Annotated in this window: 20 protein-coding genes and 1 tRNA gene; 6 read left to right on the top strand and 15 right to left on the bottom strand. The window is 64.3% G+C overall.

All coding sequences use genetic code 11. The features are described from left to right. Positions 1 to 219: 219 nt before the first annotated feature. From QQ658_RS10150 to QQ658_RS10115, 8 genes are all read right to left on the bottom strand, one after another. Positions 220 to 292, bottom strand: a tRNA-Glu gene (locus QQ658_RS10150). Positions 293 to 338: 46 nt separating this feature from the next. After that, positions 339 to 2,081 (bottom strand): SH3 domain-containing protein, encoded by a 1,743-nt coding sequence (locus tag QQ658_RS10145; RefSeq protein WP_286024736.1) that lies wholly within the window; start codon positions 2,079 to 2,081, stop codon positions 339 to 341. Beyond that, complete coding sequence (locus tag QQ658_RS10140; protein ID WP_286024735.1) at positions 2,078 to 2,818, bottom strand: hypothetical protein; 741 nt, start codon at positions 2,816 to 2,818, stop codon at positions 2,078 to 2,080. The genes QQ658_RS10145 and QQ658_RS10140 overlap by 4 nt, the downstream gene beginning before the upstream one ends. Positions 2,819 to 2,833: 15 nt before the next feature. Beyond that, positions 2,834 to 4,492 carry an SH3 domain-containing protein gene (locus QQ658_RS10135; RefSeq protein ID WP_286024734.1) on the bottom strand — a complete coding sequence of 553 codons (1,659 nt, stop codon included), beginning with the start codon at positions 4,490 to 4,492 and terminating at the stop codon, positions 2,834 to 2,836. Between the two features lie 620 nt (positions 4,493 to 5,112). Beyond that, the gene (gene msrA, locus QQ658_RS10130) at positions 5,113 to 5,745 is read right to left on the bottom strand and encodes a peptide-methionine (S)-S-oxide reductase MsrA (protein WP_286024733.1); all 633 of its coding nucleotides are present in this window, start codon (positions 5,743 to 5,745) and stop codon (positions 5,113 to 5,115) included. A 27-nt stretch (positions 5,746 to 5,772) separates the two neighbouring features. Further along, complete coding sequence (locus QQ658_RS10125) at positions 5,773 to 6,681, bottom strand: patatin-like phospholipase family protein (protein ID WP_286024732.1); 909 nt, start codon at positions 6,679 to 6,681, stop codon at positions 5,773 to 5,775. A gap of 136 nt (positions 6,682 to 6,817) precedes the next feature. Beyond that, the gene (locus QQ658_RS10120; protein WP_286024731.1) at positions 6,818 to 7,507 is read right to left on the bottom strand and encodes a uracil-DNA glycosylase; all 690 of its coding nucleotides are present in this window, start codon (positions 7,505 to 7,507) and stop codon (positions 6,818 to 6,820) included. 16 nt (positions 7,508 to 7,523) lie between these two features. Further along, on the bottom strand, positions 7,524 to 8,711 hold the full coding sequence (locus tag QQ658_RS10115) for an MFS transporter (protein ID WP_286024730.1): 1,188 nt from the start codon (positions 8,709 to 8,711) through the stop codon (positions 7,524 to 7,526). A 244-nt stretch (positions 8,712 to 8,955) separates the two neighbouring features. On the opposite strand from QQ658_RS10115, the gene QQ658_RS10110 reads away from it, so the two are divergent. Then, positions 8,956 to 10,164, top strand: a complete 1,209-nt coding sequence (locus QQ658_RS10110) for an AI-2E family transporter (protein WP_286024729.1) — start codon at positions 8,956 to 8,958, stop codon at positions 10,162 to 10,164. A gap of 72 nt (positions 10,165 to 10,236) precedes the next feature. After that, complete coding sequence (locus QQ658_RS10105) at positions 10,237 to 11,457, top strand: hypothetical protein (RefSeq protein ID WP_286024728.1); 1,221 nt, start codon at positions 10,237 to 10,239, stop codon at positions 11,455 to 11,457. On the opposite strand, the gene QQ658_RS10100 is transcribed toward QQ658_RS10105, so the two are convergent. From QQ658_RS10100 to greA, 5 genes are all read right to left on the bottom strand, one after another. After that, entirely contained in the window at positions 11,441 to 12,352 is a 912-nt protein-coding gene (locus QQ658_RS10100) for an amino acid ABC transporter permease (protein ID WP_286024727.1), read from the bottom strand. The genes QQ658_RS10105 and QQ658_RS10100 overlap by 17 nt on opposite strands. After that, complete coding sequence (locus QQ658_RS10095) at positions 12,349 to 12,996, bottom strand: amino acid ABC transporter permease (RefSeq protein WP_286024726.1); 648 nt, start codon at positions 12,994 to 12,996, stop codon at positions 12,349 to 12,351. The genes QQ658_RS10100 and QQ658_RS10095 overlap by 4 nt, the downstream gene beginning before the upstream one ends. Before the next feature lie 141 nt (positions 12,997 to 13,137). Further along, the gene (locus tag QQ658_RS10090; protein WP_286024725.1) at positions 13,138 to 13,983 is read right to left on the bottom strand and encodes a glutamate ABC transporter substrate-binding protein; all 846 of its coding nucleotides are present in this window, start codon (positions 13,981 to 13,983) and stop codon (positions 13,138 to 13,140) included. A gap of 30 nt (positions 13,984 to 14,013) precedes the next feature. Continuing rightward, the gene (locus QQ658_RS10085) at positions 14,014 to 14,763 is read right to left on the bottom strand and encodes an amino acid ABC transporter ATP-binding protein (protein ID WP_286024724.1); all 750 of its coding nucleotides are present in this window, start codon (positions 14,761 to 14,763) and stop codon (positions 14,014 to 14,016) included. A gap of 95 nt (positions 14,764 to 14,858) precedes the next feature. Further along, positions 14,859 to 15,362: a transcription elongation factor GreA gene (gene greA / locus QQ658_RS10080; RefSeq protein WP_286024723.1), complete on the bottom strand. Its 504-nt coding sequence runs from the start codon at positions 15,360 to 15,362 to the stop codon at positions 14,859 to 14,861. Between the two features lie 143 nt (positions 15,363 to 15,505). On the opposite strand from greA, the gene mca reads away from it, so the two are divergent. From mca to QQ658_RS10065, 3 genes are all read left to right on the top strand, one after another. Then, positions 15,506 to 16,441: a mycothiol conjugate amidase Mca gene (gene mca, locus QQ658_RS10075; RefSeq protein ID WP_286024722.1), complete on the top strand. Its 936-nt coding sequence runs from the start codon at positions 15,506 to 15,508 to the stop codon at positions 16,439 to 16,441. A gap of 214 nt (positions 16,442 to 16,655) precedes the next feature. Then, on the top strand, positions 16,656 to 17,189 hold the full coding sequence (locus QQ658_RS10070; protein ID WP_286024721.1) for a GNAT family N-acetyltransferase: 534 nt from the start codon (positions 16,656 to 16,658) through the stop codon (positions 17,187 to 17,189). A 1-nt stretch (position 17,190) separates the two neighbouring features. Continuing rightward, a complete protein-coding gene (locus tag QQ658_RS10065) occupies positions 17,191 to 19,275 on the top strand; it encodes a thioredoxin domain-containing protein (RefSeq protein ID WP_286024720.1) in 2,085 nt (694 codons plus the stop codon). Positions 19,276 to 19,332: 57 nt separating this feature from the next. Here the strand turns inward: QQ658_RS10065 and QQ658_RS10060 are convergent, their stop codons facing one another. Further along, on the bottom strand, positions 19,333 to 20,157 hold the full coding sequence (locus QQ658_RS10060) for an isoprenyl transferase (protein WP_286024719.1): 825 nt from the start codon (positions 20,155 to 20,157) through the stop codon (positions 19,333 to 19,335). Positions 20,158 to 20,228: 71 nt separating this feature from the next. On the opposite strand from QQ658_RS10060, the gene trhA reads away from it, so the two are divergent. Continuing rightward, positions 20,229 to 20,897 (top strand): PAQR family membrane homeostasis protein TrhA, encoded by a 669-nt coding sequence (trhA, locus tag QQ658_RS10055; protein ID WP_286027091.1) that lies wholly within the window; start codon positions 20,229 to 20,231, stop codon positions 20,895 to 20,897. 219 nt (positions 20,898 to 21,116) lie between these two features. Here the strand turns inward: trhA and QQ658_RS10050 are convergent, their stop codons facing one another. Further along, a complete protein-coding gene (locus QQ658_RS10050; protein ID WP_286024718.1) occupies positions 21,117 to 21,338 on the bottom strand; it encodes an exodeoxyribonuclease VII small subunit in 222 nt (73 codons plus the stop codon). Positions 21,339 to 21,399 lie beyond the last annotated feature (61 nt).

The raw sequence follows: 21,399 nt of genomic DNA, 5'->3' as shown, positions 1-21,399 counted from the left end.
TTGATGCTTATATTTCTACTGTGCGGATGCAGAGGCGATCTGTAACCATGGCGGCAAGTCAGCTTCCAGGACGATGATACAAACCGTCTTGTTGAATTCAGAATCAGACCCTGAGCGAGCAGTCCTGGTAGCAGCAAGGAATCCAGGCCACTGCCGATGGCAAGTTTGCGAACAAAAACAGCCCAGCAGACTTGCAGTCTGACTAGGCTGTTCGATTCGTATCCCCAACCGGATTCGAACCGGCGCTGCTGCCTTGAAAGGGCAGTGTCCTAGGCCGCTAGACGATGGGGACGCGAGGGCTAGCTTAACCGACAGTCGCGCTTACCCCCAAACTCAGCTCAGTAGTTCACCGAGACGTGCACATGATCCATGTGGTTGGCCGTCGCCGAGCCACGATCGGCCATCGCGGTCCAGCCGCTTTGGCCATTGATCCAGATCTGCTGGCGGTAGATGATGTACTCGATATTCAGCGAATCGGCATTGGCCTGCATGTAGGCGGCGATCTGGTTGCCGAGATCGACATCGCTGACCCCGCCAGGCAACATGATGTCGACCGCCCGGCCGCTGGGATGGTCCGGAATCGAATCGGGACGCACCCCGTACATCGTGCCGATTTGCGGGAAATTCGCCCGCACCGCATAGACGATGCCCTTGCCGGAGTCAGTCAGGCCGTCCAGGCCGGATGAGCCGCCGGTGTTCAGCGAGGTTCCGGTATCAGACCCGGGCGGGACGCTCGGTCCCTGCGAGGGGCCCGAACCACCACCGGTGGTCACCGGGGTGTCGCTGACGTAGGTGGTCGAGATCCACAGCAGCGTGCCGCCGTCATCGACCTGGCTGTAACCGTTCTGGGTGACACCGGTGAGTTGAATCTCGGTGCCGGGATCCAGTACCCGCGCAACTCGATAGTCGAGGCTCGGCCCGGTGCGTAGGTTCACGTCGGTGGTGGTGTATCCGGTCGTCGTCTGACCGGCAGCCGGCTCCTCCTCGTCCACCTCGCCGGTGTACGACAGGAACTCGCTGGAGACCCAGCCGTCCTGGCCGTTATAGATCACCGGGGTCCAGCCGCTCTGGTCATCGCCACGCGTGCTGATCTGTTCCCCGGTCGAAAGCGTGCCGAGGACCGGGTAGCTGGTGCCGGGCCCGCTGCGCACGTTGAGTGCGGTCCTGGCGTTGGCGCTGCCGGTGGCCACGGAGCCTTCGTCCGGAGCCGGATCGGTGCTCGGCTCCGGTGCGCTCGTGTCCGTGTCGGGGACTTCGGTCTCGTCGGAGGTTACAGGTTCGCTCGGCTGGTCCTCGCCGGAGGTTGTCGGCTCACTCGGCTCGGCCTCACCGGCCACACCGTCGTCCGCTGGCACCGCCGGTTCATCAGGAGCCGTGACATCGGCCGACGACGCGTCCCCACTGCCGGTATCCGCGTCGTGCTCGGGAATGGTGACGACATTGCCGAGGTCGTTGTCGTTGTCGGGGAAGCCGTCGCCACCGGTACCGGAATTGTCGGCGGTGCCGCCTTCATTCACGACCTCGGGAGCCTGCGGTGCCTCCGGGGTGACCGGGTACGGATTCGTGGCCGGAGCATCGGTGGTGGCGTCCGATTTCAGATAGGGCGCATAGCAGAACGCATCGCGTCCCTTGTACTGCACGGGCACCCAGCCGCCCACCTGCTCACCGGTCACCGCGACGGATTCGCCGACCGTCAGCACTCCATAGATCGTGGTCAGGGTGGACGCCGCCGCCCGCACATTCAACGGCTCGATCGCGGTCGCGGTCCCTCCCGGAGCAGCATCGATGCTGTCCAAAGTGGAGTATTGCGAGAAAACCCAGGCGTCCTGCCCGGCGTAGCTGACCGGTGTCCACTCGCCCTGCGGGTCGCCGCGGCGCTCCACCTGTTCACCGGCGGACAGCACTCCGAGGACCGCCGACCCGGTGGTGGGTTCCGCGCGCACGTTGAGGGCGCTGGTCGCTATCAACGTGTTGTTCGACGCGAGCGCGAACTGGGGGACGAAGATGGTCCCGCCTATCACCACGCTCGCTGCCGCCGCGGCCGCCAGCGCAGTGCGAATCCGCCGTTTTGCGGTCATCATGCCGGTTCCTTCCGGATTGGAGTTGAGGATTGAGGCTCTCGAATCACCCAGCAGGCTGAGGGATCGGCGACGATTCGAGCCGGTCGCCCTAATTGGTTGAAGACCACCGCGCCGGCCTGCCGGTCAGCGAGCGTCACCGGTTCACTTCCGGACGCCTCGGCGAGGCTTTTCAGCGCAGCCAGCTCGCCGAGGACGACGGCTACTTCAAGTTTTCCGGCAAGCTTGTTCGCGATGATCGTCTCGAGCACCTCGGCGTCGATCGTCGGGGCAGCGATCACCAGCGGCTGCATGTCAGCGGACGCAGTACTCAACAGCGCCAGGACCTCTCTGAGACTGCCGATCCCATCGGCACAGACAAGGACTCTCGGCTGTTCAAGAATCGACCTGGTGCCGGTGTGAGTGGCCAGCGTGGGCGCTGCGAGCACACAATCGGTTCTGATGGTGGACGATTCGGTGAGCTGTGCTGCCAACCGGCGTTCTTGGTCGGGGCCGAAACGGGCCGCGGCCGGTGCGGCATCGAGAAGCTCGTCAGCCGTGACATAGCCGGGAGGTTCCTCGGGATCGGCGCGGTCGCGATCCCGGCCGAGCCGGATGGGCCGCGAAGGGCCGTCTTCCGGCCCGGCATCGGACCCCGATTCGAGCCGTCGGGCACTGCGCCGATCAGCGAGCGCGGCCATGATCACCAATCCGATACCGATCACCACGATCAGGGTGACGATCACAGCCGGGCTCACCATCCACCTCAGGCCAGGTCAGCGCAGGCCGAGCTGGGAGCTGCAGGCGGGCCAGGCGCCCCAACCCTGTGCTGCCAGCACCTTCTCGGCGATCTCGATCTGCTGCGCCTTGGTGGCCAGGTCGGCTGTCGGCGCGTAGTCGCCACCTCCGAATGCCAGCCACGTGGAGTAGCTGAACTGGACGCCGCCGTAGTAGCCGTTGCCGGTGTTGATGGCCCAGTTGCCGCCCGATTCGCACTGGGCGATCGCGTCCCAGGTGCTGGTGTCGGTAGACCCGCTCGAGCTATCCGACCCGCCGGTGTCAGGCGGGGTGCTCGGCTCTTCGGGCGTGGCGACCTCGACCGGGCTCGAGCTCACGAACTGTGTGCTGATCCAGCGCTGGGTGCCGCCATAGTTGATCTGGCTGTAGCCGTCCTGGCTGACGCCGGTCAGCTCGATCTCGGTGTTGGTCGCGAGAACCTCGACCACGCCGTAGTCCAGGCCGGGGCCGGTACGCAGATTGACGTCTTCATTGGTGTAGCCGATGGACACGGTCGCCGGTGCCTCCGGCTCTGCGGGAATCTCCGGCTCCTCGACAGGAGTCTCCGGCTCCTCGACAGGAGTCTCCGGCTCCTCGACAGGAGTCTCCGGCTCCTCGACAGGAGTCTCCGGCTCCTCGACGGGAGTCTCGGGCTCGGGGGCTTCGGCCTCGGCGGGCTCCTCGGATTCGGCCGGGGCCTCCGGTTCCTCGGCCTCCGCCGCGTCCTCGGGCGCTGTCACCTCGTCGGGCTGCGTCACCTCATCGGGATCTGTCGCTTCGTCAGGAGACTCGGCGTCAACGGGAGCTGCTTCACCCGGGTCCGTCTCATCGCTCTCGCCAGGCGCGACGACCTCGGGTTCGGCTGTCGTCTCGCCCTCAGGATCCGCAGCGGCGTCGTCAACGAGCTGGCCGGCGTCCTCTTCGAAAATTGCCGACCCGCCGGTGGACAGGTACTGGCTGGCCACCCAAGCATCCTGACCCCGATAGCTGACCGGGGTCCATCCGCCGTCGTCGCTGCCGCGAGTGACGACCGATTCGCCGGTTGCGAGCACCCCGATGACACCATTCTCGGTGCCGGGCCCACTGCGCACATTGAGCGTGGTGAGGGCTATCGCGGCACTTTGGCTGATGCCGCCGTCCGCAGTAACCGGTGCGCTGGTGGAATAGTCGAAGTCGAGGTATGCGGCGTACACGAAACTGTCATGGCCGTTGTATGAGACCGGCACCCAACCACCGATCTGGTCGCCGGTGATGTCGACGCTCTCGCCTTCGTGCAGCACGCCAAAGATGCTGGTCAGGGTCGACATTCCGGCGCGGACGTTCAATGCTTCCGTCACCGTGGCGGTGCCGCCGGCGGCCGACTCGATGTCGCCGAGCCTGGTGAACTCGCTGGCCACCCAGGCGTCCTGCCCGTTGTAGCGGATGGGCGTCCATTCGCCTTGGGGATCGCCCCGGCGTTCGACCTGCTCACCGGCCGACAACACACCGATCGTTTGCGAACTGGCCGCCGGCTCGAGACGCACATTCAATGCGACTGTCGCCGTCAGGGTGTCGCTGGCCGCGAGCGCAACCTGCGGAATGATGAGGCTGCCCGCCAGCAAAGTGCCGGTCGCGACAACGCCAGCAATCCAGGCGCGCCTCCTTGATCTGACTGCCATGGTGCGGGTTCCTTCCACGCGTGGTCGTCAGCCGGAGTTGTTCCCGGGTCACCGATGGCAGCATGCGGCATCGAGGCTGCCTGGGGCGATCCCAGGGCCCGCGCTCGACTGTTCGCGACTCAACTCGGACGCAGCACGCCGGCGAACGCCTCGCCGAACCATCGCTCGGCCCCGCCGTGGCTGTTACCGTCCTCATCTCGCGCCACTCACAGTTCCATCGGTGGCTCGGGGCTGCGGCGTCTTCCCCGGCCGCACCCGTAAGGATGCGACCACGCCTAGCCCCGGCCATCTCTGCGACGGTAAGGGGAGTAACGACGTGCAGGCCAGCCCGCTGAGATTTCGTTAAACAGGCAAACCCGACGTGGCTAGCGAAAATGAGAATTGCATTCAGCTCAACCCCTACTTGAGGTTAAGGGCAATCCCTTATTACGGCTTGAAGCCTGGTGCCCGAGGACAGCCACTCGGGCGCGCGTGGACCGCCCCAATAGCCAAGCGTGGGGCAAAGAATCGATGCCACGTGGCGCAATTTCTCCCCACTCGTGCCGGTTCCGGCCAGTTGATAGCCGAGCGTGGGGCAAAGAATCAATGCAACAGGTGGCCGGCGATTCCTTGCAGAACTCTCACGCCGGGCATGCGACTCCGGTGCGCACATGGCAGTCGTAGCCGCCCGGATTCGCATCGAGGTATTGCTGGTGGTAATCCTCGGCGAAATACCACTGCTTGGCGGGCTCGATGGCGGTCGTGATCGTCCCATAACCGGCCTCGGTCAGCGCATGCTGATATTCGTCCCGGATCTTTTCGGCGGTGGCCTGTTGCGCGTTCGAAACGGTGAACAAAGCAGAACGGTACTGGGTGCCCGTGTCGTTGCCCTGCCGGTCGCCCTGGGTCGGGTCATGATGCTCGAAGAAGAACCTCACCAACTCGGCATAGCTGATCTTCGCCGGATCAAAGACCACCCGCACGGTTTCGGCATGTCCGGTCATCCCGGTACAAACCTGCTGATAGGTGGGGTTGGGGGTATAGCCGCCCTGATATCCGGCCGCAGTGGACAGCACGCCGGGTACCTGCCAGAAAAGCTTCTCGGCACCCCAGAAACAGCCCAGCGCGAAATAGGCGGTTTCCGAACCCGGGTATTCGGCGTTCAACGGCCGGCCGAAGATGCGGTGCTCAAGGCTCGCGTCCAGCACCGGGGTATTGCTTCCCGACAAGGCGGTCTGCGCGGTCACATGAACAGGCTTTCCGAATCCGAACATGGTCTCAAGTTTATGCCGCGTCCCTGCCTACAGCCCCACCTCATCGAAGCGTTCCGCTGCGAGCTTGCGTCCGAGTTCGATGAGCCGGTGGGCGTCATTGAAGTCGAAGGTGGTCGCTGCGCTCGCCGGTATCTCCACGTGCACGTCGGGCGGATTCACCGCAAGCCGGGACGCCTGGATGCGCTCCTGCATGACATCGAGGGTCATCGTGGTCATGCTCGCGATGCCGAGATCGTCAGGCAGCGGCTCGAACAAACCGTCGGCGGTGCGCGACCTCGCCCGCGATGGCAGAACCTCGGCCAGCCTCTCGGGAAGACGCCCCAGACCCGCCCTGCCCGACTCCTTCATCTGATCGGACGACATCTCGACGGCCCCGCCGAACTCGCGCTCGTGTGAGCGTCCGAGCAGCGAAACCGCAACGGTCACATCGGTATCCCAGCGCAGCGAGGTCTCCATCGGCAGCGGATTGACCAGGCCGCCGTCCACCAGCAACCGGTGATCGAGCATGACGGGCTCGAAGATCGTGGGAATCGAGATGGACGCCCGGATCGCCGCGAGCAGCGGGCCATCGTGGAACCAGATCTCGCGGCGCGCGAACAGGTCGGTGGCCACCGCCGTGAACGGCATCGGGAGCTCCTCGATACGCACATCTCCGATGATTCGCCCGAGCAGGTGCATGACGCGATCGAGTTTTATCAGGCCAGGAGCAGTCAGCGACGGCCGTGCCAGCATCAGCACATCGGTGCGGGTCAGGCGCTTGGCTACCTTGGTCAGATCATCCAATTTGCCGGCCGCGTATGCGCCGCCCATCAACGCCCCGATGGACGACCCGGCCACCGCAACGATCTCGTGCCCGCGCGATGCCAGCTCTTCAATCGCTCCGATATGGGCGTAACCGCGGGCGCCGCCCGAACCGAGCACCAGGGATACCTTCATGGTCGCTCCTCGTTCCCGCTAGGTGATTCAAACACTCACCCGGCATTGGTAACACTCACTCAGCCTTGGTGACATTCACCCAGCAGTCTGCCAGTCACAGTCGCCAACCCTCACGCCCTGGCCTGCAAAAATCCTGCTAGGCCTGGTTGAGATCCCAGTTGATACCGCCGTCGCCCTGGTCGGTCAGCGCCTGGTTTGCTCTGCTGAACGGCCGCGAACCGAAGAATCCGGCACTCGCCGACAGGGGTGAGGGGTGTGCCGAGGCGATGATCGGAACTCCTGCGCTCGCCAACGTCGGGGTGAGCGACTGCGCGTCGCGTCCCCACAAGATGGCGACCAGCGGCCCGCCGCGGTGCGCCAGGACTTCGATGGCCGCCTGGGTCACCGGCTCCCACCCCTTGCCACGATGCGAGGCCGAGCGTCCGGGCCGCACCGTGAGGCACCTGTTCAACAACAGCACGCCTTGTTCGAACCAGCCGGTCAGGTCACCGTGCGGTGCGGGCGCGATGCCGAGGTCGGACTGTAGCTCCTTATAGATATTGATCAGCGACTTGGGCAGTGGACGAACCGAGCGTTCGACGGCGAAGCTCAGTCCGATCGGGTGCCCGGGGGTCGGGTAGGGGTCCTGGCCGACGATCAACACCCGAACGTCGGCCAGCGGCCTACTGAACGCACGGAGCACCTTGTCTCCCGAGGGAAGATAGCCGCGTCCCGCCGCGATCTCATCACGCAGAAAGGTGCCCATCCGGTGGATCTGCGGCTCCTGGTCGGCCAATGCCTCGGCCCAGTCGGAAGCCATCAGTTCAGAAATCGGACGAGCGGTCATCCCAGTAGGCTAGCCGCTATTGATCGGACGAGCGCCCGTGGTGCCGCAGCGCAAGAGCCGACCAGCATCCGATACCGGCCATCAAGGCAGCGCCGATCCCGAAGGCGACCGGCAGTGGAAAATGATCGGCGAGGGCACCGGCGGCCAGCGGGCCGATGATGGAACCGAGGTCCGACGACATTTGGAAGACCGCCACCGGGGTGCCGCCGTTGCTGCCGATCACATCGCCGACCAGGGCGGTGGGTGCCGGCGACATGATCGCCGATCCCGCGCTGAAGGCACACAAGATCACGACCAGCCACCCGATATTCGGGGCGAACGGAATGAGCGCCGATGACAGGGCGCAGGTGACAAGACCGGTGATCAGCATCGGACGCCTGCCCCAGACGTCGACGAGCCGGCCGGCCGGCTGCAGCACCAGCGCCTGCACGACCGCAGCTACCGCGAACGCGATCCCGGTCCACGAGGTCGGACGATCCAGTACCTCGACGACCAGAATCGGGACGAGGGTCGAACGCGCGCCCTGAGACTGCCAGCCGGTGGCGAAATTCGCCGCACAGGCCACCTGGTAGCGGGCGTGGCCCCAGGCGTCGGCGAAACTGAATGCTTCCGGCTTGGTTTCGCCGGTCGGGGTGAGGTCGCGATGGGTGAGAAGCAGCAAACCGGCGCCGCCGGCCAACACCAGCGTCCCGGCATAGAAGAAGAAAGGTGCCCTGATCGAGACCGCTGCCAAGAGACCACCCACGGCAGGTCCGGCCATGCCGCCGATCAGGAAGCCGCCCGAATACAGGGCGCTCGCGCGTCCTCGTTGCAGCGGGGACGCGCTGGCCAGCAGCAACGACATCGAAGCCACCGAGAACATGGCCGATCCGAGCCCGCCGATCCCCCGCAGCACCAGCAACTGCAGATAGCTTTGCGACAGGCCGGCACCGGCGCTGCTGAGCGCGACGACGCCGATACCGATGCCCAGCGCCACCCGTTCGCCGATCGCCCGGTTCAGTCGTCCGCAAAAGGGCCCCATGAGCAGCCGGGCCAGGGCGAAGGCACTGACCACCGCACCGACCTGAAAGCTGGTCACCTTGAAACTGCGGGCAAAAACAGGCAGTACGGGCACCAGCACGCCGAAGCCGATCGCGACCAGCAAGGCAACCAGAGACAGCACCCAGACATCGCGGGGCATGGTGTTGCGTGGCAGACGGGGCACCCAGCCAGATTATCCCGGCTGTCACGCTGGTTCCTTCTTCGGCCGGTGTGCATGCGCTCGATCGAGCAAGGACGTGACAGGCCGGGCCACGACCACGGCGGAGGGGTGCACTGAACCCGCCGATCATCGAAGGCCGGCCTGTTCGCCCTCGGCATCCAACAAGGCCATCACTTGGACGTTCACCACAGCCGGAACCAGTTCGTCCCTATGCTAGAGAACAGTCTTTCAACTTGGAGGTTTGTAGATGACTGCCACTCCCGGCGCCACCCCGGTGCCATCCCCGACCTCGGGTACCAGCCAATCCGATGACATCTTTTTTACCCCGAAATGGCTGAGGATCGGTGCAAGCTGGGGGTGGCGTCTTTTGGTGCTTGCCGCGGTGACCGTGGTGCTGTGGCAGATCGGTGCCAAGATGAGCCAGATCGTCGTCCCGCTGATCTTGGCGTTGTTGTTCACCTCCGGGCTCGGTGGTTTTTGTGAATGGCTGGTTTCCAAGGGGTGGCCGCGCTGGGCCGGAAGCATCACGGCGCTGCTGGCCTTCTTGCTGGTCATCGCCGGATTGCTGGTGGTCGTCGGTGCTCAGGTCGCCCTGCAATGGTCGCAGCTGGCCAATGCAGCCACCCAAGGTGTCGAGGGCCTGTTGAATTGGCTGGCCTCGGGGCCGCTGCACGTCAGCGCGAGCCAGGTCAATGACCTCATCGACAAGATTGTGTCTTATGTGCAGGATTCGGCACAGAACATCGCCACGGGGGTGGCCGGTGGCCTGGCCAGTGCCGGGTCGACCATCGGTTCCTTGTTCGCTGGCTTGGCGACCTGTCTGTTCGCCACTTTCTTCTTCCTCAAGGACGGATCGCGGATCACCGGAACCGCCCGAGAGATCGTCCCCACCCATGCGATGGGCGCGATGGAGCCGTCACTCCGTGGTGGCTGGGCGTCGCTGAGTTCTTATGTGAAGGCGGCCGTTATCGTGGCCGGTGTCGATGGAGTCGGCGCCGGCCTGGGTGCTTTGCTCCTGGGATCCAATCTGTGGTTGGCCATCACCGCCTTCACTTTCGTCTGCTCATTCGTTCCGCTGCTCGGCGCGATCGTTGCCGGGGCCGTCGCAACGTTGGTGGTCTTGGTGACTTTGGGATTCACCAAGGCCGTGATCATGCTGATCGTCTTCGTCGGGGTGATGACCCTTGAGTCGCATGTGCTTCAGCCACTGGTGCTCGGCAAGGCCGTGGAGATTCACCCGTTGATCGTGTTGCTCGGCATTTCGGCCGGTGCGATCGTCGCGGGTATTTCGGGTGCGTTGTTCGCCATTCCGTTGGTGGCGTTCATCAGCGGGTGTATCAGGGGCCAGAAGCTGCTCGACCAAGAGGCCGAACGCAAACAGAAGAAGGCCGAAGCACGGGCGGCCCGTCAAGGACGTTCTCGAGTCAAATCGTCGGATCGTGAGCAGGAATCCTGAAGCGAGGTGCAGGCTTCGAGCCGAAGCTCTGGTACCCGTCGGTGACTCAACACTGAGGGTAAGTTTGGACGCATGAGCGACCCTGCCACGTTGAATCGCATTCTGCATGACCTCGCCGAGGGCAAGATCGATGCCGACCAGGCGTCCGGACTGATCGCCGATTTGGACGCACCTGCGGCTCGTCCGGCCGACGAGTCGCTCTATGACGCTCCACCGGCCCGGGCCCTCGACGATGACGCGGCCGACGAGCAGCCTGCCGAGGCAGCCGATAACGGCGTGCCCGCCGACGATCCGGACGGGCAACCGGCCTCGGCCCGGCCGGCCGAGCAGTCACAGCAGCCCGACCCGGCAACGGCGCCTCACGATGAGAAGACCGCCGGGGACGCGGGCGAGTCCGGTCCGACCGGATGGCCGAAATCGGACTCGGATCAGGGTGCGACGACGCCTGCGGGGCACAGCCTGTTCGACATTCAGATGGACGACGTCGCCGCGGTCGCAGGCGAGGTCTTCCGAGATGCCGGCGAGATCGCCCGCGGCGCCTGGCAGCGCCTCGGCTCGCTGGCGAGCAGCGTGCTACCCGGCGATGCGGCACCTTCCGAAAGTTCAGGCGCGGATACCACCACCCAGCCGGCCGCGCCGACCTCGCGTCCGTCTTCGGGACGATCGGTGCGCAGTGTGATCGTCCGCTCGGTCGGACGACGGGTGCGCATCATCGGAGACCAGCGCACCGCCTCGGTCACCGTCGAAGGCCCGCACAATGTCCGCCGCGAGGGCGCCATCCTGGAGATCAGCACCGAAGGTGAGATCGGCCTGAACACCGGGGGATTCAACTTCATCAGGCCGCCACGCTCCATCGACGACCTGAGGGTGCTCGGCTTCGGCCAAGAGCTCGTGGTGCGGGTCAACCCTGCGATCAGGGTCGATGCCGAGGTCACCGGAAGCAAACTGACCACCAGCGGCGTACCCACCTTGGGCAATATCCGGGTCAGCGTCGGGCAGGCCAGCCTGTCGGATGTCGTCCAGATCGAGGATGCCTTGATTCAGGCGGGCGGCGCGTCGTTGAGCGGGCCGATCAGCGAGGGCCGTTCACGCATCAAGGTCGAATCCGGCAACCTGACCGTCCGGCTCACCCAAGGCGCGAGCGTCACCGTCCGCTCGCAAAGCCAACTCGGACGCATCAGTTGGCCGGGCGACCCGCAGGACCTCACCGATGAATACGTGGTCGGCAACGGGTCGGCCGCTCTCGAAATCAGCCTGGTGATGAGTCGGGTCGTCGTCAAGGCCGATGAGTAGCAGCACCTGATGCGTTCAAGCCGCTGAGCGCCTGCACCGGATCTTCGGTCATGGTGCCCGCTTTCGGGCCCGAGCGGTGCGCGATCCAACGGGCCAATGCCGACAGCGAGATGTTCACGGCCAGGTAGATCAGCAGGACGACGATGAAGATCGAGAAAGAGTACTGCGTCGAACCGTAGTAGTCCTTCAGCTGATTCGAGATCCGCAGAATCTCCGGATAGGCCACCACGTAGGCGAGTGAAGTGTCCTTCAGCAGCACCACCAGCTGCGCGACGATGATCGGCAACATCTGCCGGAAGGCCTGCGGAAACTCGATGAAGATCCGCGTCGCGAAGCGGCTCAGCCCCAAGGACAGACCCGCCTCACGCTGCCCCGCGGGCAGGGCCTGTAATCCTGCCCGCAGAGCCTCGCCGATGATCGCGCCGTTGTAGATGGCCAGCGCCAACACCACCGCCCAATATCCGCCGGTGCCCAGTGCCAGCAGAATGAAGAGCATCATCAGCAGCACCGGCATGCCCCGGAAGAACTCGAGCACGACCGTCGAGGGAATCCGGATCCATCGCTGCGGGGCGGTGCGTCCGAAACACAGGGCGATACCGAGCAGAATGGCAAGTAGCGCCGCAAGACCGGCCGCGCGCAGCGTGCCCTTGAGCAGGCCGCGAATCAGCAGGCCTTCCCACACCTCGCCGTCGGCGAAGATGTCCCAGCGCTCCGGCGACCACACCCCGGTCAGCTGCGCCCCGTTGACCGTGGTGCGCGGCTGGCCCAAGGCCCAGATCAACCAGCTGAGCAGGGCCGCGATACCGACGGCCGCGACAACCGAAAAGACACGGGACAGCGCCCGGGTTCTCGGCCCGGGTGCGTCGTACAGGACGCTCGCAGACTCGGCACTCATCGTTGCACCGCCACCTTCCGTTCGACGTAATTGGCCAGCTGACCGAGCGGAATGGTGATGATCAGATAGCAGCAGGCGATGCCCAACAGGATGGGAATGACCGCGTTGCCGTTGTTGTTGGCGAGCGTCTTGGAAACAGCGAAAAGCTCGACGACCAAGAATCCGCCGGCAACCGATGTGTTCTTGGTCAGGGCGATGATGACGTTGATCAGCGGCGGCACCACCATGCGCAGCGCCTGCGGCAAAATGATCAGCGCGATGGTCTGCCCGAATCTCATGCCGAGAGAGCGCGCCGCCTCGGCCTGGCCCAGCGGGACGCCATTGATTCCCGAACGGATGGCTTCGGCAACGAATGACGAGGTATAGAGGCTGAGCGCGAGGTAGGCGCCGACCTTCGAGTCGAGGCCTATCTGCAAGGCCGGCAACACCACGATGATGAAGAAGAACACCAAGGTCAGCGGAGTGTTGCGCATGATCTCCGTATAGCCGGTGGCGATGCCGCGCAGGCTGGCGATCGGTGAGATTCGCAGCAATGCGACGAGGGTGCCGATGATCATGGCACCCACGCCGCCGACCGCCAGCAGCTCGAGAGTGACCCGGAATCCGGCCCAGTACATATCCAGATTCGAGAACACGGCATTCATGCGCGCCTCCTAAGGATCTGTGGTCGTTGCGGCTGCTGCGCCCCGGATGCGATGGTGCGCCAGATAGCGGGCGCAGATTGATATATCTGGCGCACCAAGTGCGGGATCGTCGTTTAGCGCCCGACGGGACCGACCTGGTGATTAGTACCGGTCGAGCTCGGGCGGCTCCGGGGTCGGCAGCACGGTGCCGGCGGTAGCCGTCCAGGCTTCCTCCCAGCGGCCATCGTTGTAGGCGGCTTGGAGAGTGTCGTTGATGAACGCGCGGAACTCGTCATCGCCCTTGGCCAAACCGATGCCATAAGGCTCGGAGGTGAACGTGTCGTCCACCACCTCGAACTCATCGCCGTTCTGGCTGACCAGGCCGGCCAGAATGACGTTGTCGGTGGTCAGCGCGTCCGCCTGGCCGGTGCGAATCGGCTCCAGGCAGTCGGAGTACTTGTCGACAGTGATGATCTTGTCGGTGTATTCGGCGATGTTCTTCTCGGACGTCGACCCGGTCACCGTGCAGATCGTGGCATCGCCCAGATCAGCCGGGTCGCTGATGTTCATCGGGTTGCCGCTGGGCACGAGGAACGACTGGCCGGCAATGTAGTACGGGCCGGCGAAATCGATGACTTCCTTGCGGGTGTCGTTGATCGTGTAGGTGGCCACCACGATGTCGACCTGACCGTTCTGAATGAACGGCTCGCGGTTTTGCGAGACGGTCTCAACCCAGTTGATATTGTCCTCGGACAGTCCCAGTTCGCCGGCGATGATCTTGCCGATCTCGACATCGAACCCTTCCGGAGTGCCGTCGGGGCCCATCAACCCGAAGAGCGGCTGGTCGAATTTGGTGCCGATGGTGATACTGCCGGCTTCGACGAGCTTGGCCATTGTTGTGCCTTCGTCGAACGTCTTGTCCGAACCAGCGTTGCCCCCGCCACAGGCAGACAGCGCTAACGCCGTTGTCGCAGCCACAATGCCGGCGGCGATCCTTGTGAGCTTCATTGATGCTCCCTTCGGTTACTCGTTTTGTTTTCAGAGAATCTTGGAGAGGAAGTCCTTCGCACGCTCGGACTTCGGACGGGAGAAGAATTCTTCGGGGGAGTCCTGCTCGACGATCGCCCCGTCGGACATGAAGACCACCCGGTCGGCGGCCTTCTGCGCGAAGCCCATCTCGTGGGTGACGACCAGCATCGTCATACCCGATTTTGCGAGTTCGACCATGACGTCGAGCACCTCGTTGATCATCTCGGGGTCGAGGGCGCTGGTGGGCTCATCCAAGAGGATCAGTTTGGGATCCATCGCCAACGACCTGGCGATGGCGACACGCTGCTGCTGGCCGCCCGACAATTGCGCGGGCAACTTGTTCGCATGATCGGCGACGCCCACACGCCTCAGCAGCTCCAGCGCCCGCTTCTCGGCGTCCGGCTTCGGGATTCTGTGAACCTTGATCGGCGCCAAGGTGACGTTCTGCAGCACGGTCTTGTGCGCAAAAAGGTTGAACGCCTGGAAGACCATCCCGACGTCGCTGCGCAATTGGGCCAGTTGCTTGCCCTCTTCGGGCAGCGGCACGCCATCGATGCGGATCTCGCCGGAGTCGATCGTCTCCAGCCGGTTGATCGAGCGGCACAGCGTCGACTTGCCCGAGCCCGAGGGGCCGATCACGATGACGACCTCGCCCTTGTTGACGTCCAGATCGATGTCCTTCAGCACATGGTTCGAGCCGAAGTACTTGTTGACGCCCCGGATCTCCACCAGCGGACGCTCGGCTGCGGACTCAGACATGCACCGAAGACTACGGGTCGGCTAGCGGCGATGCACCCAAAAGCCGGCTTTCTCGGCAAATCTTTTGCAAGACCGTAACCTGCCGAGGTTTAGTCTCAGCCTTTGAAGGGCGCGACATCGACGATGGTGACGTCGATCGTCTTGCCGTTGGGAGCCTCGTAGCTGACCTTGTCGCCCTTGGCGGCGCCGAGCACTGCCCCACCGAGGGGGGATTGCGGGCTGAACACATGGGTCTCGATGTCGTCGTCCAGGCCGAGCATCTCGCGGGAGCCGAGCAGAAACTTCTCGGTATCGTCCTCGTCGTCGAAATACGCGATGGTCACCAAGGTTCCGACTGCCACCTCATTGGGATTCTCGGGCACCTCGCCGACCTTCGCCTGCCGCAGCATCTGCTCGAGCTGAGCGATTCTGCCTTCCATCTGGCCCTGCTCGTCGCGGGCCGCATGGTATCCGCCGTTTTCTGACAGGTCGCCCTCTTCGCGAGCCGCAGCGATCTTGGCTGCCACCTCGGGGCGACCATGCGTCTTGAGGTGGTCCAGCTCGTTCGACAGCTTCTCGAAAGCGTCACGTGTCAGCCACACCGTCTCTTGTTCAGCCATCCCACGAGTCTAGCCAACGATCTAAGACTTGTGTCCGCCCGGCGCCGGTCGTCCATAGGCTGGTCTCGTCGCGCGGGCAGCGGCGGTTTCACCGGTCGTGGAACGGCTGGATGCTCAATCATCTCTTGGGCACAATAGGGATTATGTCCATTCCCCTCAGCGCACAGGCTGCCGATGGTGAGCAGTTGCGGCTCCTGCATGTGCACGCTCATCCCGATGACGAATCCAGCAAAGGCGCGGCCACGACGGCCAAGTATGTGGCTGAGGGCGTCCGGGTAGTGGTGGCGACCTGCACCGGAGGGGAACGTGGTTCGGTGCTCAATCCGAAGATGGATCGTCCCGACGTGTGGGCGAACATGCCGGCGGTACGCAACGCCGAGATGACCAAGGCCCGCGAGATTCTCGGGGTCGAGCAGATTCCGCTGGGATTCATCGACTCCGGGTTACCCGAGGGCGATCCGCTTCCTCCATTGCCGGAGGGGTCGTTCGCGACCTACGACCCGGCGGTTGCAGCCGTGCCCTTGGTGAAGGTCATCCGCGACCTGCGTCCGCATGTGTTGACCACCTACGACGAGAACGGTGGCTACCCGCATCCCGACCACATTCAATGCCATCGAGTCTCGATGAGCGCGCTCGCGCTGGCCGCCGATCCCAGGTACCGCACCGATCTCGGACCGATCTGGTCGGTGCCGAAGGTCTACTACCAGATGGGCTTCCACCGGCTGCGTTATGCCGCCTTGGACGCTGCCATGCACGAGATGGGCATGGATTCGCCCTATGCCGAGCGGCTCGCGCAATGGGACGACCGCAATTACGAACACCGCATCACGACGAGGATCGCGTGTGCGGAGTACTTCGAGGTGCGCGACGAAGCATTGCGTGCCCATGCCTCCCAGATCGACCCCGACGGCATGTGGTTTTCGGTGCCGCTTGAGGTTCAGGCCAAGGCCTGGCCGACCGAAGACTGGCAGCTCGTCTACAGCGCTTTCCCGACCGTGATTCCCGAGGACGACCTGTTCGCCGGATTGCGTCCGGCCGCGCCCTCGGAACCCGATCCCTCGGATCTCTGGGTGATTTGAGGCCTTCTTCTCGAAGAGGTAAGCGGTGCGAACGCATCACGTGCGCCTACCCGGTTGCTGCCCGCACCGACCGGCCCGTGGCGTACTGCGATCAGCAGCTGCTGGGGAATCACAGGCGTCTCCAACGGCGCCGGCTGGTGCATGCGCTGAGATCAGATCGCTCGAGAGTTTCGGCGCCGTATCGCTCTACCCCGACCAGGTAGGCTCCTTGGTTATGAACCTTCGATGGCCTGAGTCACAGCCGGTGCTGGGGGGCGACCCTGTGATCTTGCGGGGTTGGCGTTCGTCCGATGCCCAGATGGTCTATGAAGACTGCCAGGACGAGACCTTGCAGGAATTCACCACCGTTCCGTCTCCCTACACGATGGCCGACGCCGAGGAGTTCGTTACCCTCGGGCCCAGCCTGTGGCAAGCACATACGGGAGCGAACTTCGCTATCACAGATCCCGCGGACGCCGTCATCGGTGCGATCTCCTTGCAGAACTTCAACGAGCCCGAGGCCAGCTGTGAGGTCGGCTATTGGGTGGCGGATTTCGCCCGCGGTCAGCGGGTGGCCAGACGAGCCGTCGAGTTGATCGTCGGGTGGGGACGCGTCGACCTGGGGTTGGCCAGGTTGATCCTGAAGATCCGGCGCGAGAACACCGCGTCGATCGCCGCCGCACTCGCCGCGGGGGCCACTCCGACCGGCGTCACAGTGGATGAAGAGGCTCGCGGGGTCGTCCACAATTTTGGCATTTACGAGATCTGACGTGGCCCAAAGACTCGCGCATCAGGCCAGCCCATACCTTCGCCAGCACGCCTCCAATCCCATCGACTGGTGGCCGTGGGGGCTCCAGCCCTTCGCGGAGGCGAGACGCCTGGACCTGCCGGTGCTGGTGAGCATCGGCTATTCGTCGTGCCACTGGTGCCATGTGATGGCCGCCGAAACCTTCAGCGACCCGGCGGTGGCCGACCTGCTGAACGGCTCATTCCTCGCCATCAAGGTCGACCGCGAGGAACACCCGGATGTCGACCAGGCATTCATGCGGGCCACCCAGGCATTGACCGGTCAGGGTGGCTGGCCCAACACGGTGTTCTGCACTCCCGACGGGAAGCCGTTCTTCGCGGGCAGCTATTTCCCTCCGGAGCCTCGCTTCGGCCTGCCCTCGTTCAGTCAGGTGGTCCAGACGCTCGGGCAGGCATGGCAAGAACGTCGCATGGAAGTGCTCGACTCGGCCCGGCTGATCGTGAACAGGCTGGCCTCGCTCGATCGTCCATCGATGGTGGGCACTCCGGATTCGGAGCTCGCACCCGATCGCCTGACCGAACTCGTCCTCGCGGACGCCGACCCGACTCACGGCGGGTTCGGCACGGCGCCGAAGTTTCCGCAGGCGCCGATCCTGGACGCACTATTCGTGCGCACCGACCAGGCGGCCAACGACGCAGCATTGTTCGCCCTCGAGGCGATGTCGCGCGGCGGCATCTGTGATCAGGTCGGCGGCGGCTTCCACCGGTATGCGGTTGACGAGGGCTGGGAAGTACCCCATTTCGAGAAGATGCTCTACGACAACGCCTTACTGCTCGGCACCTATACCCGCGGGTGGCTTCGTGCGATACCCGACGACGGCACCGAACAGCGAGAGATCTTCGAGCGCGTGGTGCGCGGCATCGTCGGCTGGCTCGAAGACGAGATGAGACTCGAGGGCGGGGCATTCGCGTCCAGCCTGGACGCAGACTCCGAAACCGACACGGGCGAGCACGCCGAAGGTGCCTACTATCTGTGGAGCCCGCAGCTCTTCGACGAATACCTCGGCAAGGATTCCCGTTTCGCCCAGGGAGTGTTCCACGTCACACACAAGGGCAACCTGCCGGCCGGAGCGCACGCGCCCACCGACGGCAGCGGAATGTCCACTCTGCAATTCCATGGCCTGCCGCACCCGGGCAGGGTCGCCAACATCACGGCCGGGCTCAAGGCCATCCGGGAGCGCCGTCCATGTCCGGCTCGTGATGACAAGGTCGTCGCCGCCTGGAACGGTTTGCTGATCGATTCGCTGGTGCGGGCCGGCATGGTGTTCGGAGAGCCCACCTGGCGCGAGCTCGCCCGCGCCTGCGGCGAATACCTGTGGACGAAGCACTGGGACCCGGATCGTCAGATCCTGGCCAGGGCAAGCATGGCCACCGATGAAGGCATCACTCGTGGCGCAGACGGGGTGTGCTCCGACTATGCGTGTGTAGCGCTCGGTTTCTTGAGCCTGGCTCAAGCTGTCGATCCTGGCTGGATGGAGCCTGCGGTGGCGCTGCTGGAGCGCGCCGTCGAGCTTTTCTCCTCGGTTGACGGCGGGTTTTGTGAGACGACGGCCTTGCATCCGGGGCTTTTCGAGCGTCCGAAACGATTGGCGGACGAAGAACTGCCCAGCACGACCTCGGTCATGGAGGTCGCGTTGCGTTCGGCGGCCCGGCTTACCGGACGCCGCGATCTGCTGGCCCGGGCGGACGCTGCAGCGATGTCCCTGCGTCCGTTGCTCGCCTCATCTCCCCGATCGAGCGGTTGGGGCTTGGCGAGCTTGCTGGCCCGCTCCGAGGCCGAACGAGGCTGGGGACCCGCCGAGGTCGTGATCGTGGACGAGTCGGACCATCCGGCCGCCTCGCCGCTCGCGCAGGCCGGCTGGCGGCTGGCGCCCTGGGGCAGCGTGATCGTCGCAGGTGCTCCCGGCACCACCGGTTTTGGGGACCTGTTCGCCGACCGCACCGAATTGGACGACGAGCCGACTGCCTATGTCTGCCGGGGGCAGAGCTGTCAACTGCCGGTTACCGACTGGTCGAATTTGCGTGGGTTGCTCTGGGAGACCAGCTAGCATCGGCATCCCGATGTGCCTTGCCGGTTTCCTTTCTGGTTCCCGCGCCCGGGGCCGCTATTTCCCGTAGCGGCGCTCGCGCTGTTCGTAGTCGCGTAGTGCCCGGTAGAAGTCGACCTTGCGGAAATCGGGCCACAGTGCTTCGCAGAAGTAGAACTCACTGTGAGCTGACTGCCACATCAAGAATCCGCTGAGCCGTTGCTCGCCGGAGGTCCGGATGATCAAGTCGGGGTCGGGTTGCCCCCGAGTGTAGAGGTGCTCGGAGATCTGATCGATCTCCAGATGCTCGGCCAGTTCGGCGAGAGAGGTGCCCCTCGCGGCTTCCTCGGCGAGCAGTGAACGGACCGCATCGGTGAGCTCGTGGCGTCCGCCATAGCTGACCGCAACGTTGATGTGCATGCCTTGCCGGTGTTCGGTTTCTTCGACAACCCTTCGCAGGGCCTCGGCGATACCATCGGGCAGCAGGCCCAGGTCCCCGACAACCATGATGCGGTAATCGCGGGCCTGGGCGAGATCTTCCACCAATCCGACGATCACGTCGAGCAGCGGCATCAGTTCGTCATCCTGGCTGCGGCGCAGGTTGTCGGTGGACAGCACCCACAAGGTGACGATCGGAATACCGATCTCATCGCACCACGTGACGAACTGTTTGAGCTTGCTGGCTCCGGCCTGGTAGCCGGCGGCGATCGGCATACCGGGAGCATTCGCGCGTGCCCAGCGACGGTTTCCGTCGGCCAGTACTGCGACGTGCTGGGGCAGGGCATCGTGACGCAATTGCGTGCGAAGCCGCGACTCGTAAAGCTGGTAGACCGGTTTCTTCAATTCGCGCGGCATCAGGTCCAACGCCCGGAGCAGTCGCGACTGCGCGTTGTCCATGGCCATGAGGACATTTAACCGCGCCTTTCCAATTAGTGCTTCCATCTGCGGAAACCTACGGTACCGTAGGTTACGTGATAGCCGTTGATGACCGGACCGGAGCAACCGTCGTTGTGACCGAGGTCAAACCGAAGCTGCGGGGCGTTCTGCACCTGATCAACACGCCGCTTGCCCTTGTCGGCGGGCTGGTGCTGCTGATCGCTGCCGGCTCTGTGCCCTTGCGGATGGCCTGTGCCGTGTGGACGCTGACCGCAATCATGCTCTTTGGCAACTCGGCGCTCTATCACCGCGGACGCTGGAGTGTGAAGGTCGCCGCAATTCTGCGCCGTATTGATCACTCCAATATCGCGGTTTTCATCGCCGGCACCTACACCCCGCTCGCCGTCGCATTGTTGAACGGCGCCTCGCAGGCTTTGCTGCTGGGGTTGATCTGGGGCGCTGCGGTGCTCGATGTCGCATTTCGGGTGCTGTGGATGGGCGCACCCAGGTGGCTCTACGTTGCGCTCTACCTGGTGATGGGGTGGGCAGCGATCTTCTGGATGCCACAGCTTTCGGCTGCTGGCGGGCCGGCGGTGGTGATCTTGTTGGTTCTCGGTGGGCTGTTCTATTCGGCAGGCGCAGTGATCTACGCGCTGAAAAGGCCCAATCCGAGCCTGACATGGTTCGGATTTCACGAGATCTTTCACGCCGGCACCGTGCTCGGAGCGCTCTGCCACTGGGCCGCCATCCTGATCGCGGTGCTGTAAGAAAGAGCCCTCGTCCGCGGGCATCGGGTAGGAGGGCAAAGCGGTACGTGACATTTTCGCGACGCCGTTTACAACCTGTTGGCTGGATCTGGGCGAGGACAATTGTGCAGCCGGGCCTGAGGGTGCTGCACGGGGTCGGGCTCACCGGTTCCGAGCCTTTTCGCCGATAGCCCGACTGGTCACCGAGAAGCACGGACGATGTCTAGAAAGCCGAGAATCTCAGTCGGCTTGCCCTGCCTGTTCGGCCCGGGCGGCGTCAATTTTCGCTTTGGCTCCGTCGAGCCAACCCTGGCATACCTTGGCCAGTTGTTCGCCACGCTCCCACAACTGCATGGACTCGGCGAGCGGAACGCCACCGGATTCGAGTTTGGTGACGATTTCTGCCAGCTGCTGGCGGGCCTGCTCGTAGGTCAACTGCGGTTCGGTCTCGGGGCTGCTCACCGGAGCGCCTCCTCGGCAACGCTCTGGTACGGTCTCGCACCGAAGGACGCTGGTAGTCGCC

The organism is Propionimicrobium sp. PCR01-08-3 (assembly GCF_030286045.1).
Classification (GTDB): domain Bacteria; phylum Actinomycetota; class Actinomycetes; order Propionibacteriales; family Propionibacteriaceae; genus Brooklawnia.
The sequence above is the reverse complement of the archived record's forward strand: the minus strand, read 5'-3'. Positions and strand labels throughout refer to the sequence as shown.

Bases quoted from the DNA above. Each gene is read 5' to 3' on its own strand.
- QQ658_RS10145 (WP_286024736.1), bottom strand. From the start codon at position 2,081: ATGATGACCGCAAAACGGCGGATTCGCACTGCGCTGGCGGCCGCGGCG.
- QQ658_RS10140 (WP_286024735.1), bottom strand. From the start codon at position 2,818: ATGGTGAGCCCGGCTGTGATCGTCACCCTGATCGTGGTGATCGGTATC.
- QQ658_RS10135 (WP_286024734.1), bottom strand. From the start codon at position 4,492: ATGGCAGTCAGATCAAGGAGGCGCGCCTGGATTGCTGGCGTTGTCGCG.
- msrA (WP_286024733.1), bottom strand. From the start codon at position 5,745: ATGTTCGGATTCGGAAAGCCTGTTCATGTGACCGCGCAGACCGCCTTG.
- QQ658_RS10125 (WP_286024732.1), bottom strand. From the start codon at position 6,681: ATGAAGGTATCCCTGGTGCTCGGTTCGGGCGGCGCCCGCGGTTACGCC.
- QQ658_RS10120 (WP_286024731.1), bottom strand. From the start codon at position 7,507: ATGACCGCTCGTCCGATTTCTGAACTGATGGCTTCCGACTGGGCCGAG.
- QQ658_RS10110 (WP_286024729.1), top strand. From the start codon at position 8,956: ATGACTGCCACTCCCGGCGCCACCCCGGTGCCATCCCCGACCTCGGGT.
- QQ658_RS10105 (WP_286024728.1), top strand. From the start codon at position 10,237: ATGAGCGACCCTGCCACGTTGAATCGCATTCTGCATGACCTCGCCGAG.
- QQ658_RS10100 (WP_286024727.1), bottom strand. From the start codon at position 12,352: ATGAGTGCCGAGTCTGCGAGCGTCCTGTACGACGCACCCGGGCCGAGA.
- QQ658_RS10095 (WP_286024726.1), bottom strand. From the start codon at position 12,996: ATGAATGCCGTGTTCTCGAATCTGGATATGTACTGGGCCGGATTCCGG.
- QQ658_RS10090 (WP_286024725.1), bottom strand. From the start codon at position 13,983: ATGAAGCTCACAAGGATCGCCGCCGGCATTGTGGCTGCGACAACGGCG.
- QQ658_RS10085 (WP_286024724.1), bottom strand. From the start codon at position 14,763: ATGTCTGAGTCCGCAGCCGAGCGTCCGCTGGTGGAGATCCGGGGCGTC.
- greA (WP_286024723.1), bottom strand. From the start codon at position 15,362: ATGGCTGAACAAGAGACGGTGTGGCTGACACGTGACGCTTTCGAGAAG.
- mca (WP_286024722.1), top strand. From the start codon at position 15,506: ATGTCCATTCCCCTCAGCGCACAGGCTGCCGATGGTGAGCAGTTGCGG.
- QQ658_RS10070 (WP_286024721.1), top strand. From the start codon at position 16,656: ATGAACCTTCGATGGCCTGAGTCACAGCCGGTGCTGGGGGGCGACCCT.
- QQ658_RS10060 (WP_286024719.1), bottom strand. From the start codon at position 20,157: ATGGCCATGGACAACGCGCAGTCGCGACTGCTCCGGGCGTTGGACCTG.